The sequence below is a fragment of the Rhizobium rhizogenes NBRC 13257 genome (assembly GCF_000696095.1).
GTDB classification, from domain to species: domain Bacteria; phylum Pseudomonadota; class Alphaproteobacteria; order Rhizobiales; family Rhizobiaceae; genus Rhizobium; species Rhizobium rhizogenes.
Map to the genome: position 1 here is coordinate 144,221 of NZ_BAYX01000014.1, position 12,428 is coordinate 156,648.

General features: G+C 58.5%; 13 protein-coding genes. 6 read left to right on the forward strand and 7 right to left on the reverse strand.

Going from position 1 to position 12,428, the window contains the following annotated elements; genetic code table 11:
* Window positions 1-119: 119 nt before the first annotated feature.
* From clpA to cysE, 5 genes are all read right to left on the reverse strand, one after another.
* Complete coding sequence (gene clpA, locus RRH01S_RS27225; RefSeq protein ID WP_034518335.1) at window positions 120-2,645, reverse strand: ATP-dependent Clp protease ATP-binding subunit ClpA; 2,526 nt, start codon at window positions 2,643-2,645, stop codon at window positions 120-122.
* A 10-nt stretch (window positions 2,646-2,655) separates the two neighbouring features.
* A complete protein-coding gene (clpS, locus tag RRH01S_RS27230; RefSeq protein ID WP_007693397.1) occupies window positions 2,656-3,009 on the reverse strand; it encodes an ATP-dependent Clp protease adapter ClpS in 354 nt (117 codons plus the stop codon).
* Window positions 3,010-3,298: 289 nt separating this feature from the next.
* Window positions 3,299-3,667, reverse strand: coding sequence for a phasin family protein (locus tag RRH01S_RS27235; RefSeq protein WP_007693396.1), 369 nt, complete (start codon window positions 3,665-3,667; stop codon window positions 3,299-3,301).
* A gap of 386 nt (window positions 3,668-4,053) precedes the next feature.
* Window positions 4,054-4,257, reverse strand: a complete 204-nt coding sequence (locus tag RRH01S_RS27240) for a DUF3126 family protein (RefSeq protein WP_007693395.1) — start codon at window positions 4,255-4,257, stop codon at window positions 4,054-4,056.
* 128 nt (window positions 4,258-4,385) lie between these two features.
* A complete protein-coding gene (cysE, locus tag RRH01S_RS27245) occupies window positions 4,386-5,249 on the reverse strand; it encodes a serine O-acetyltransferase (protein ID WP_007693393.1) in 864 nt (287 codons plus the stop codon).
* Window positions 5,250-5,325: 76 nt separating this feature from the next.
* On the opposite strand from cysE, the gene RRH01S_RS27250 reads away from it, so the two are divergent.
* Window positions 5,326-6,126 (forward strand): enoyl-CoA hydratase-related protein, encoded by an 801-nt coding sequence (locus RRH01S_RS27250; protein WP_012651352.1) that lies wholly within the window; start codon window positions 5,326-5,328, stop codon window positions 6,124-6,126.
* A gap of 9 nt (window positions 6,127-6,135) precedes the next feature.
* Here RRH01S_RS27250 and RRH01S_RS27255 read toward each other — a convergent pair whose 3' ends face one another.
* Window positions 6,136-6,918, reverse strand: a complete 783-nt coding sequence (locus RRH01S_RS27255) for an alpha/beta fold hydrolase (protein WP_012651351.1) — start codon at window positions 6,916-6,918, stop codon at window positions 6,136-6,138.
* 201 nt (window positions 6,919-7,119) lie between these two features.
* Here RRH01S_RS27255 and RRH01S_RS27260 point away from each other — a divergent pair, with 201 nt between their 5' ends.
* Together RRH01S_RS27260 and RRH01S_RS27265 are read left to right on the forward strand one after the other, a co-directional pair.
* Window positions 7,120-7,365 carry a zinc-finger domain-containing protein gene (locus RRH01S_RS27260; protein ID WP_007693387.1) on the forward strand — a complete coding sequence of 82 codons (246 nt, stop codon included), beginning with the start codon at window positions 7,120-7,122 and terminating at the stop codon, window positions 7,363-7,365.
* A gap of 29 nt (window positions 7,366-7,394) precedes the next feature.
* Complete coding sequence (locus tag RRH01S_RS27265) at window positions 7,395-8,558, forward strand: FAD-dependent monooxygenase (RefSeq protein WP_042475571.1); 1,164 nt, start codon at window positions 7,395-7,397, stop codon at window positions 8,556-8,558.
* Here RRH01S_RS27265 and RRH01S_RS27270 read toward each other — a convergent pair whose 3' ends face one another.
* Window positions 8,559-9,749 (reverse strand): cystathionine beta-lyase, encoded by a 1,191-nt coding sequence (locus tag RRH01S_RS27270; protein WP_012651349.1) that lies wholly within the window; start codon window positions 9,747-9,749, stop codon window positions 8,559-8,561. It abuts the gene before it with no gap.
* Between the two features lie 37 nt (window positions 9,750-9,786).
* On the opposite strand from RRH01S_RS27270, the gene RRH01S_RS34225 reads away from it, so the two are divergent.
* The 3 genes from RRH01S_RS34225 (at window position 9,787) to RRH01S_RS27280 (ending at window position 12,427) form a co-directional block, all read left to right on the forward strand.
* Complete coding sequence (locus RRH01S_RS34225; RefSeq protein WP_131597870.1) at window positions 9,787-10,044, forward strand: hypothetical protein; 258 nt, start codon at window positions 9,787-9,789, stop codon at window positions 10,042-10,044.
* 76 nt (window positions 10,045-10,120) lie between these two features.
* Window positions 10,121-11,146 carry an amino acid ABC transporter substrate-binding protein gene (locus tag RRH01S_RS27275; protein WP_007693382.1) on the forward strand — a complete coding sequence of 342 codons (1,026 nt, stop codon included), beginning with the start codon at window positions 10,121-10,123 and terminating at the stop codon, window positions 11,144-11,146.
* A gap of 90 nt (window positions 11,147-11,236) precedes the next feature.
* Complete coding sequence (locus RRH01S_RS27280; protein ID WP_007693379.1) at window positions 11,237-12,427, forward strand: amino acid ABC transporter permease; 1,191 nt, start codon at window positions 11,237-11,239, stop codon at window positions 12,425-12,427.
* Window position 12,428 lies beyond the last annotated feature (1 nt).

Here is a 12,428-nt window from a genome sequence, read left to right on the forward strand (position 1 = left end):
TTTCAGCCGAAGACGATTACAGCTGTTAAATTCCTTCATAAGAAATACAACATAAACATATGAAAACGGCTGCATTGTTGCCAATGCAGCCGTTCTGTTTTCTCAAGCAGTCGATCGGCCTACTTGCGCGGCACTTTTGGTACCGTGCCGCCTTTGCGCGGCGACTTGCCTTCCTGCACATCGCTGGCAGGTGCGGTCGTCTTCGGCGAGCGGCGAGCCTCAGAGGTGCTGCCGGCCTTACCGACGCGGCTTCTGGTCTTGACGGTATCGCCGTCATCCTCTTCCACTTCGACTACGGCATCGACCACCTCGGCCTCCGGCTTTGGCCGGATCCGCGCGGTCTCGGCGACGGATTCGAGCACGATACCGGTCGTGCCATCTTCCTTCTTGCCGACGGTGACCGTGACGACGCCACCCTTCTTCAGCTTGCCGAAGAGGATTTCGTTCGCCAGCGGCTTCTTGATGTTTTCCTGGATGACACGCGCCAGCGGACGGGCGCCCATCTTTTCATCGTAGCCCTTTTCAGACAGCCATGCGATCGCATCTTCGTGCAGATCGAAGGTAACGTTCCGTTCGGAAAGCTGAGCTTCCAGCTGCATGATGAACTTCTGCACGACCTTGTGGATGACGACGGTCGGCAGCGGCGCGAACGGAATGGTCGCATCCAGACGGTTGCGGAATTCCGGGGTGAAGAGCCGGTTGAGAGCCTCTTCATCCTCGCCCGTGCGCTTGGCAGAGCCGAAGCCAATAGCAGCCTTGGCCATTTCCGATGCGCCCGCATTGGTCGTCATGATCAGGATGACGTTGCGGAAATCGATCTTCTTGCCGTTGTGGTCGGTCAGCGAGCCATGGTCCATGACCTGCAGCAGGATGTTGAAGATATCCGGATGCGCCTTCTCGATTTCGTCGAGCAGGACGACGCTGTGCGGATGCTGGTCGACACCGTCGGTCAGCAGCCCGCCCTGATCGAAGCCGACATAGCCGGGAGGTGCGCCGAGCAGACGGGAAACCGTGTGACGCTCCATATATTCCGACATGTCGAAGCGCAGCAATTCGACGCCGAGCGACGAAGCAAGCTGCTTGGCGACTTCCGTCTTGCCGACGCCCGTGGGACCCGAGAAGATGTAGCAGCCGATCGGCTTGTTCGGTTCGCGCAGACCCGCACGAGCAAGCTTGATCGCCGTCGACAGAGCCTCGATCGCGGTGTCCTGACCGTAAACGACGGAGCGCAGTTCCTGTTCGAGATTGGCAAGGACCATCTCGTCGTCCTTGGAAACCGTCTTCGCCGGAATGCGCGCCATCGTCGCGATGGTGACCTCGATCTCCTTCTCGGTGATCAGCTTGCGACGCTTCGACGGTGGCAGCAGCATTTGCGCCGCACCGGTTTCGTCGATGACGTCGATCGCCTTGTCCGGCAGCTTACGGTCCGAGATATAACGGGCCGACAGTTCGACCGCCGACTTGATGGCGTCGTTCGTGTAGCGCAGGTGATGATACTCTTCGAAATAGGGCTTCAGGCCCTTCATGATTTCGATGGCATCTTCGATGCTCGGCTCGTTGACGTCGATCTTCTGGAAGCGGCGGACGAGTGCCCGGTCCTTCTCGAAGAACTGACGATATTCCTTGTAGGTGGTCGAACCGATGCAGCGGATCGCACCCGAAGACAGGGCTGGCTTCAGCAAGTTCGACGCATCCATCGCGCCGCCGGAGGTCGCGCCGGCACCGATGACGGTATGGATCTCATCGATGAACAGCACGGCGCCGGGATATTCTTCCAACTCCTTGACGACCTGCTTCAGCCGCTCTTCGAAATCGCCGCGATAACGGGTGCCGGCGAGCAGCGTGCCCATGTCGAGCGAAAAGATCGTGGCATCGGCCAGGGCTTCCGGAACCTTGCCCTCGACGATGCGCTTGGCAAGACCTTCGGCAATCGCCGTCTTGCCGACGCCGGGATCGCCGACATAGAGCGGATTGTTCTTCGAACGGCGGCACAGCACCTGGATGGTGCGGTTAACCTCCGAATGACGACCGATCAACGGATCGATCTTGCCGTTCTTGGCCTTCTCGTTGAGATTAACGCAATAGGCCTTCAGCGCATCCTGCTGTTTCTTGTTACCGCTCTCCTCCTGCTCGCCGCGGGAGGTCGGCTTGCTCTCCGATTCGCTATCTTCGGCGCCGCGCGGCGTACGGGTCTGGGAGGCCCCTGGACGCTTGCCGATGCCGTGAGAAATGTAGTTGACCGCGTCGTAGCGGGTCATTTCCTGCTCCTGCAGGAAGAAGGCCGCATGGCTTTCCCGTTCCGCGAAAATCGCGACGAGAACGTTGGCGCCCGTCACTTCCTCACGGCCCGAGGATTGGACATGGATGACGGCGCGCTGGATGACGCGCTGGAAGCCGGAGGTCGGCTTCGAGTCCTCGTCATAACCAGTGATCAGGTTTGAAAGTTCATTATCGACGTATTCAGTCAGCGTCTTACGGAGCGCGTCGAGATCAACATTGCACGCGCCCATGACAGCTGCGGCATCGGCATCGTCAACCAAGGCCAATAGCAGATGTTCCAGCGTGGCATATTCGTGATGCCGCTCATTCGCGTAGGTCAGTGCCTGATGCAGCGCCTTCTCAAGACTAGGCGAAAATGTTGGCACGTTCAGATCCTCACTTCTTTTCCATAACACATTGCAGCGGATGCTGGTGTTGCCGGGCAAAATCCATCACCTGGCTTACCTTCGTTTCAGCTACTTCATATGTGAATATCCCGCATTCGCCGACGCCGTGGTTGTGGACATGAAGCATAATGCGGGTGGCACTCTCGAGATCCTTTTGGAAGAAACGCTCCAGGATGTGGATCACAAATTCCATGGGCGTGTAGTCGTCGTTCAAAAGCAGCACGCGGTAGAGATTGGGTTTCTTGGTTTTAGCCTTGGTGCGCGTGATCACCGAGGTTCCGCGATTGCCGTTATCCCCGTTCCTTTCGCTGTCTTTTTGCATCCGGATCGGCTCAGCGATCATTTCATTCATTCCTCAAATCATCCGGCAGAAGCTATCGCATTCCGACTTGGTAAACTGGATTGGGTAACTGACTCGGCCGGGCCGGATATCCGAACCTCTAACGTAGTTCATATTGGCGCGATTTTAAGCCCCCTGCCGAACACTGCAATCACTATTCGTTGCCAAAACGGGCAATGATCAAAAAAGTCGTGGCCGCAGTCCAACCGAAACCGATAATCGAAAACGTAAAAGACCGGCCGCGCGTCGCGCAACCGGTCTTTCCTGAAATTGCCAGCGATAAGCGAAACGCTTATGCGGAAGGCGCAACCGAAGAGGCAGCCTTGCCTGCAGCCTTCGTGGCAGCGGCAATCGGCGCTTCGAAAGGCTTATAAGCGGACTTGGCGAGATCGGCGTACATTTCGCCCAGCTTGGTCGCCTCGGCGACGAAGCTTTCATAAGAGGACTTCACGAAGCTGGTCTGCAACTCGAAAGCCGCTTCGAAGCTCTTGACGCCAGCGAGCGTCTCGAAATGAGAAACGCCGTCCTGGAACGACTTCTTGGAATATTCGGCGGTTTCAGCGGCAATCGCCTGAAAGCCTTTGTTGACATCGGTATAGTTCTTCAGCGCCGTGTCGATCGCTTCCTTGCCCTTTTTATTGGCTTCATCGAAATTGAACATGTTTTCTCCGTCCCTTTGCTGATTGGCCGATAGTCGGTCTAGCGAGGGAAAACTTAAATGCAGCGCACAAATAGTCAAGTAGTCTTGTGCGTCGCAATATCTATTTAAGATTGCATTTCCGACAGAGACGCAGCAATGGCTGAGGAGACCGCGGGGCATCCTTCTGATTTTGCTAAAATATATCAAGCAAGTTGCAACTGCAGGCTTTGGGAGAAAAATTCTTCCTTGCCGGAAAAATCCAGACTCCAGCCAAAATCACGCCGAATTCGGTTCGAAATGACGAGCATTTGGATTGTTTTCGAGCGATTACTCAAAAAAAGAGCCGCATTTCAATGAAAATGCGACTCTCTGCGAGATCGGTACACTATCGGAAACCTAGGTATGGACTAGAGATCCATATCCAGGATTGCCATGGAGAAGTTGTAGGAACGGTCGCCGTCTTCGTCATCGATATAGACAACGCCCAGGAACTCTTCACCGAGATAGACTTCCGCGGAATCGTTCTTGCGCGGACGGGCCTTGACCACCATCTGCGGGTTGAACGTGCGTTTGAAATAGGCGTCGAGCTTCTTGATTTCGTCAGGCTTCACAATTTATCTCCGCGAGGAATCTCAGGTTGGCCGCTTCTTGCATAGGAAAAGCGGCAGTGTAAAGACCGGAAGCGCGCCTTCCACTCTGGCCGGCGCCGCAAAATCCTGAACGTTAAACAGGATTTTCCTTAGATTCCGGCGCCCATGATCTGGTCGACGATGATCTTTTCGGCAAGGAGCTGATCCATGGAGCGGGAGGGCTCAGAACAGCCTGCTTCCCCAACCACCTTGGCCGGCACGCCGGCGACCGTCGTCTTCGGCGGCACTTCCTTCAGCACCACCGAGCCCGCGGCGATGCGCGAGCAATGGCCGATCTGGATATTACCGAGAATTTTCGCGCCAGCGCCGATCAGCACGCCGTGGGCGATCTTCGGGTGACGGTCGCTGCCTTCCTTTCCGGTGCCACCAAGGGTAACGCCATGCAGGATCGAGACATTGTCGCCGATGACAGCGGTTTCGCCAACGACCAGACCGGTCGCGTGATCGAGGAAGATGCCCTTGCCGATGCGCGCAGCCGGGTTGATGTCGGTCTGGAAAACGCTTGAAGAGCGGCTCTGCAGATAAAGCGCGAAATCGCGGCGGCCGCGATTGAGCAGCCAATGCGCCAGACGATGGGTCTGGAGCGCATGGAAACCCTTGAAGTAAAGGACCGGCTCCAGAAAACGCAGGCAGGCAGGATCGCGATCATAAATGGCCTGGATATCGACACGCAGGATCGAGCCCCATTCCGGCCAGTCGGACAGCATTTCCTCGAAAGTCTGGCGCAGCAGAATGCCCTGCATGTCCGGATGGTCCAGACGCTCGCAGATCCGATAGATGACGCATTCCTCCAACGACCTATGATTGATGATCGTGGAATAGAGGAAGGCGGCCAGAAGCGGATCCCGATCGGCGGCTGCGCGGGCTTCCTCGCGCATGCTGTCCCAGATGGGGTCGACGACCTTGAGTGAGCCTAAGCCTTCGACCGGGCGAATGTCCGTTGCTGCGACCATTGGCGGTCTCCTGATTTCCTATTGGTAGGACATTATATAGAGTAAAAGTCCGACAACATAAATGGGTTAGGCACGTATGAGTTTCGAGCGTGATTTTGCCGGCGGTCTCCTGCGCATAAGCTGCAGCGATGCGATCGGAACGCTTACCCTCGACAATCCCGGCCGCAAGAATGCCGTCACCGCGGCGATGTGGCGTGCCATTCCCCAGGCCATCCGCGCCTTGAGCGATGAAGCCCATGCACATGTGATCGTCATTCGCGGTGGGGGCCAGGATTTTTCCGCCGGCGCCGACATCAGCGAATTCGATAGTCTGCGCAAGAATGCGGAAACTGCCATCGCCTATGAGGCGCTAAACAGCGACGCCTTCACCGCCATCCGCCATTGCAGGGTGCCGACGATCGCAGCGATCCGCGGCATCTGCTACGGCGGCGGCTTCGGCATCGCGGCCGCCTGCGACCTGCGCGTCGCCGAGGAAGGCGCGCGCTTCTCTGTGCCCGCCGTCCGTCTCGGCATCGCCTACCCCGCCGATGCGGTGCAGGATATCGTCAATGCGCTCGGACCGCAGATGGCCAAGGTCGCCCTGTTCACCGGCGCACCGATGCCGGCCGGCAAGATGGTTACGGCCGGTTTCCTGCTGGAAGAGGTCGCAGCCGATGCCTTCGACAGCGAGGTCGCGGCGCTTGCCCATGCGATCGCCGCCAATGCGCCGATCGCACTGCATGCCTCGAAGCTGGCGGTGCGGGCCGTCGTCGAACAGGATAGCGACCTTCTGCGGGAAGCGGAGGTTATCGGCGCCGAGACTTTCGATAGCGCCGACTATGCCGAAGGCCGCGCCGCCTTCGCCGCAAGGCGCAAACCGCATTTCACCGGCAAGTGACTTGACCTATCAATCGGCCAGCCGCTCGTAGAACTCCAGGACGGCCTTCTTGAACAGCTTGTCGCCGACGGCGAGCATGTGGTCGCGGTTCGGGATATCCAGGACTTCGGCATGCGGCATCAGCGCGGCAAGTTCCTGCGCCGAGCCGGCAATGTCGTCCTTGGTGCCGACGGCGATCAGGGTCGGCTGTTCCACCTTCGCGACATCTTCCCTGGCAGCGAGATCGCGCGAGCCCTTGATGCAGGCAGCCAGCGCCTGGCGGTCGCTCTTGGTCTGGTCGGCAAAGGCGCGGAACATGCGGCCGCGCTCGTGCGTGACATCGTCCAGCGACGGCGCCAGCAGCGCATCGGCGATCGGATCCCAATCGCCGACACCATCGACCATGCCGATGCCGAGACCGCCGAGGACCAGCGAGCGGACGCGGTCTGGATGCGCCATCGCCAGGAATGTCGAGACACGCGCGCCCATCGAATAGCCCATGACATGGGCTTCGGGAATGCCGAGATGGTCGAGCAGAGCGACGGCATCCTCGGCCATGATCCAGGGATGGTAGGCATCGGCATCGTAGGATTTGTCGCTTGCTCCATGACCGCGATTGTCGATGGCGATGACACGATAGCCCGCATCGCCCAGCGTCTTCAGCCAACCCGGATTGACCCAGTTGGCAATCGCGGTCGAGGCAAATCCGTGAATCAGCAGCACCGGCGGGCCGTTCGGATCGCCCTCGTCGAAATAGGCGAGCTTCAGGCCATCATGGGTGAAGTGAGAAAAGGCGGGGACATTCAGATTCATGGCAAGGTCTTTGCAAACATCGTCTCTTTAGCGCCAGACCTTATTTTATCGGCGATATCAGGTGAACCCCGGCCCCACGAAAATCTGTGCGCCGAGCCGGACTTTCGCACTACACAATCGCCAAGAAGGATTATAAAGAAGGGCTACCAAGTCTGGCGCAACATTCATGCCATCCAGGGCAAGACGTATTCGGAGATCATCATGGCCGGCCACAATATTCCCCATTTCCAGAACGACGGCGGTCACCGCGTTATCGAGATCGGCGTGAAGGAATTCATGTGCACCGGCGCCTCGGTCCCCTACGACCATCCACACATCTTCATCGATCTGGGTGACGAGAGCGAGAAGGTCTGTTCCTATTGCTCGACACTCTATCGCTACAATCCGTCGCTGAAGGCGGATCAGACCAATCCGGCCGGCTGCGTTTTCCAGTTCAAGGCCGCCTGATTCTACGAGACCGGATCGGACATAGCTGAATGCCGATCAAGAGCGCCGCGATCATCGGTGCCGGGATAGCCGGCCTCACGGCGGCGCTGGCGCTGGCAAGGCACGGCATTCGCTCTGAGATTTTCGAACAGGCCGAAGCGCTGACCGAGGTCGGCGCCGGCCTGCAAATCTCTCCCAATGCCTCCCGCATTCTCGACACCCTCGGCATACTCGATGCGCTCCTGCCTGTCTGGTTGGAGCCGAAGGAAGTGCGGCTGGTCTCCGGCTCGTCTCTCCGGCTGATCGCATCCGTTCCCTGCGGCAACTTTGCCAGGGAACGTTGGGGCTCGCCCTATGGAGCGGTGCATCGCGCCACATTGCAAAAGGCGCTGCTCGATGCCGTGACCGCCAATCCGCTCTGCACGCTGCATCTCGGTCGGCAAGTCGACGCAACGAACCGGCAGGCGCTTGATGCGGCCATCGGCGATAAGGTGGATCTGATCATCGGCGCCGATGGCGTCTGGTCGAAGGTGCGGGCGCTGGTACCCGGCGGCCCCTCGCCGCTTTTCTCCGGCAACATCGCCTGGCGCTTCACCATCCCCGAGGCCCTGGCTCCGTCCATCCTCGACAGAGCAAGCGTTACCGCATTTCTAGGCGCTTCGGCGCATCTGGTCTGCTATCCGATCCGTGAAAAATCCTCCTTCAATATCGTCGCAAACACGCCTGGAAGCAGCGCCAGCCACGGCTGGGACGCCACCGGCACCAAAGCGCAGCGCGACCATTTACTGCAGCGCTTCTCTGGCTGGAACGGCGCGATTACACGGATGTTGGAACAGCAGGAGCAAACAAGCTTCTGGCCGCTCTACGAAGCGAGCGTCGGGCGCTGGCACAATGGCAAGGATGTCGTCCTGATCGGCGATGCCGCGCATGCGATGATGCCGTTTGCGGCCCAGGGTGCTGCGATGGCGATAGAGGATGCCTTCGAGCTTGCCGGTATGGTGGCTTCACGCCCCATTGGCGAAGCGCTCGATCTTTTTGAAAGGCATCGCGCGCCACGAATCGCACGCCTGCGCCAGCGCGCCACCTTCAATCAATTTGCCTATCACGCCCGCGGCCCCGTGCGGCTGGCACGGGATCTGGTTCTATCCATGCGTCCGCCGCAAAGTCTCGCGGCGGACATGGACTGGATCTATGGCTATCGCGCCATCGGCTGATCAAACCTCTTTCGCGGCAGCAAAGCCCTTTTCAATATCGGCCTTGATATCGGCGACGTCTTCGAGCCCAATCTGCAGGCGTAATACCGGGCCTTCCGTCGGCGCCTTGGCGACGCGCCGGTCATTGAGCTTGACGTGCAACGCGAGGCTTTCGAAGCCGCCCCAGGAATAGCCGAGACCGAAAATCCTGAGCGCATCGAGGAAGGCATGCGCCTTGGCCTTGAATTTCTCCGGACTGTCGACCGCCAGCACAAAGGAGAAGATGCCGCTCGACCCCTTGAAATCCCGTTTCCAAAGCGCGTGGCTGGGGAAGCTCGGCAGGGCCGGATGCAGGACGCGCGCAACCTCCTCCCGGCCCTCGAGCCATTGCGCGATCGCAAGCGCACTTTCCTGATGCCGCTCCAGCCGCACACCCATGGTGCGCAAACCGCGCAGCACCTGATAGGCGTCATCCGGCGCGCCGCAGATGCCGAGCTGACCGTGGGCGTCCAGCAGTTGCTTCCAATGTGTGGCGTTGGCGGAGACTGTTCCCATCAGAATATCGGAGTGGCCGGCCGGATATTTCGTTGCGGCGTGGATCGAGATGTCGACGCCATGATCGAGCGGCTTGAAATAGAGTGGCGTCGCCCAGGTATTGTCCATGGTGACAACGCAGCCGTGCCTGTGAGCGGCAGTCGAAATCGCGGAAATATCCTGCATTTCAAAGGTGTTGGAGCCCGGCGCTTCAGTATGCACCAATTTGGTATTCGGCCTGATCATCTGCTCGATGCCGACGCCGATCTGCGGATCATAATACTCGACCTCGACGCCGAGACGCTTCAGCATGGTGTCGCAGAAGAAGCGCGTCGGCCCGTAGACCGAATCAACGACCAATGCATGATCGCCGGCGGACGAAAAGGCCAGGAACGGCACGGTGACCGCCGCAAGCCCCGACGGCACGAGGACCGTGCCTGCCGATCCCTCCAGCGCATCGATCGCTTCGCAAAGCGCATCCGTCGTCGGCGTGCCGCGCGTGCCGTAGGTATATTTCTGGTCGTGCGCCTCCATCGTCCGCGCATCGCGGAAGAGCACCGTGGACGCATGAACGACCGGTGGATTGACGAAGCCGTGATAGTCGGAGGGCGAATAACCGATGTGGGCCAAACGGGTATTGATGCCGGCGTTTTGCAGCGGTGTGTCTTTGTCTTTCATGCTTGGATATGCCTTTGGCGCTGTGGGATTTCGATTTGTGGCGACCAAGTCTGGCGGGGTCAACCCCGAATGGTTCAGCAGTCCCTACTATTACCACCTGCAGAAATACCAAAACGACAGAATTTTACGCCGTTTTCGCGCATTTTTTGACAAAACGCTGCCTAAACTGAAGCCAATTGCCCATTTTAAAGCCGTACCGAGCAAAAATGCCGGAATATTCCTCAATAATTCGGGCAATGTCTTGACCCGAAATGCATTTACGAATGAGATAGGACCACTCGCACCGGGAGGGTGAGGAACACGGTTCTCCGAGAACCTGCTTCGGGAGCGATACATTTTAAATATAAAACAAGAGACAAAGGTTGGGAAAGATGAAAAAGATTGCTCTGTCCGCATTCCTCGGAGCGGCAGCATTGGCATACAGCGTTTCTGGCGCGTCGGCATCGACGCTGAGCGATGTGAAGGCCAAGGGCTTCGTCCAATGCGGCGTGAATACCGCCCTTCTTGGGTTCTCACAGCCCGATGCCTCTGGCAACTATTCCGGTTTTGACGTCGACATGTGCAAGGCTGTCGCTGCGGCTGTCTTCGGAGACGTGACCAAGGTCAAGTACACTGCCCTCAGCTCAAAGGATCGCTTCACCGCCTTGCAGTCCGGCGAAATCGACCTCTTGTCGCGTAACACGACCTGGACCCTCAACCGCGATACGGCGCTCGGTCTCAACTTCCGCCCGGTCACCTATTATGACGGTCAGGGCTTCATGGTCCGCAAGGAACTGAACGTGAAGTCGGCTCTGGAACTCTCCGGTGCCGCCGTCTGCGTGCAGTCGGGAACCACGACGGAGCTCAACCTCGCCGACTACTTCAAGTCCAATAACCTTCAGTACAATCCGGTGGTCTTCGACAAGCTTGAAGAAGTCAATGCGGCCTACGACTCCGGTCGTTGCGACGTCTACACCACCGACCAGTCCGGCCTCTATTCGTTGCGCCTGACGTTGAAGAACCCCGACGACAACGTCGTTCTGCCGGAGATCATCTCCAAGGAGCCGCTCGGCCCGGCCGTACGCCAGGGTGACGACCAGTGGTTCGATATCGTCACCTGGACCGCCTATGCTCTGATCAACGCCGAAGAATTCGGCATCACGCAGAAGAACGTCGATGAGATGAAGAGCTCGGCGAACCCGGACATCAAGCGCTTCCTCGGTGCAGAACAGGGCTCGACCCTCGGCACGGATATGGGCCTGACCAACGACTGGGCCTACAACGTCATCAAGGGCGTCGGCAACTACGGTGAAGTCTTCGACCGCAACATCGGCGCAGGCAGCCCACTGAAGATCGCTCGCGGCCTGAACGCGCTCTGGAACAAGGGTGGCATCCAGTACGCACCGCCGGTCCGCTAAGCCAGCGACCTGATTATTCGAGGAAGGCGGGAGCCGCCTTCCTCATCTAATATAACAAGCCCGAACGGGCACACCGGGGAAAAGCTCTGCATGGCAATAACCACGAATTCGCCCGAGGGCGAACGCTCTTTCGCATCGGCGATATATAATCCCAAAGTCCGCGGCCTGTTCTATCAGGTCCTTACTGTTATCATTCTGGTGGCGGCGGCTTGGTTCATCGTCCAAAACATCATCGACAATCTGCGTGCATCGAACCAGTCTTTCGGCTTCAGCTTCCTCACGGGGCGCGCCGGCTTCAATCTCGGGCAAGCGCTGCTTCCTTTTTCGAGTGATTCTACCAATACCCAAGCGCTGATTGTCGGCCTGCTCAATACGATCGTCATTTCGATATGCGGCATCATCGCTGCGACAATCATCGGTTTCCTCATCGGCATCGGGCGGCTTTCGAAAAACTGGTTGATTGCCAAGCTTTGCCAGGCCTATGTCGAGCTTTTCCGCAACATCCCACCGCTGCTGGTCATCTTCTTCTGGTACAGTGGCGTTCTGGTATTGTTGCCTCAGGCACGCGACGCCCTGCACCTGCCGTTTTCCAGCTACCTCAGCAATCGCGGCCTCGCCTTTCCGAGCCCGATCTTCGGCGCTGGGATGTGGGCTGTCGGCGCGGCCATCGTCATCGCCATCGTCGCCGTCTTCTTCCTGGCACGCTGGGCACACAGACGCCAGGCAGCCACCGGCCAGCAGTTCCACACCATCTGGGTGTCGATCGCCCTCATCGTCGGCTTGCCACTTCTGACTTTCCTCGTCTCCGGCAGACCGCTCTCCTTCGATTACCCCGTTGCCGGAAAGTTCAATCTGACGGGTGGCTTCGTCGTCGGCCCGGAATTCATTTCCCTGTTCCTTGCGCTTTCCTTCTATACCGCCTCCTTCATCGCCGAAATCGTGCGCGGCGGCATTCGCGGCGTAGCAAAGGGACAATCGGAAGCAGCCAGCGCACTCGGTTTGCGTTCTTCCGCCATCACCCGGCTTATCGTCATTCCGCAGGCGCTTCGCATCATCATTCCGCCGTTGACCAGCCAATATCTGAACCTGACGAAGAACTCGTCGCTCGCGATCGCCATCGGCTATGCTGATCTCGTTGCCGTCGGCGGCGTCATTCTCAATCAGTCCGGCCGCGCCATCGAGGTCGTCATCATCTGGATGATCGTCTACCTCACATTGAGCATCGTCACCTCGCTGTTCATGAACTGGTTCAACGCCAAGATGGCTCTGGTGGAGAGATAAT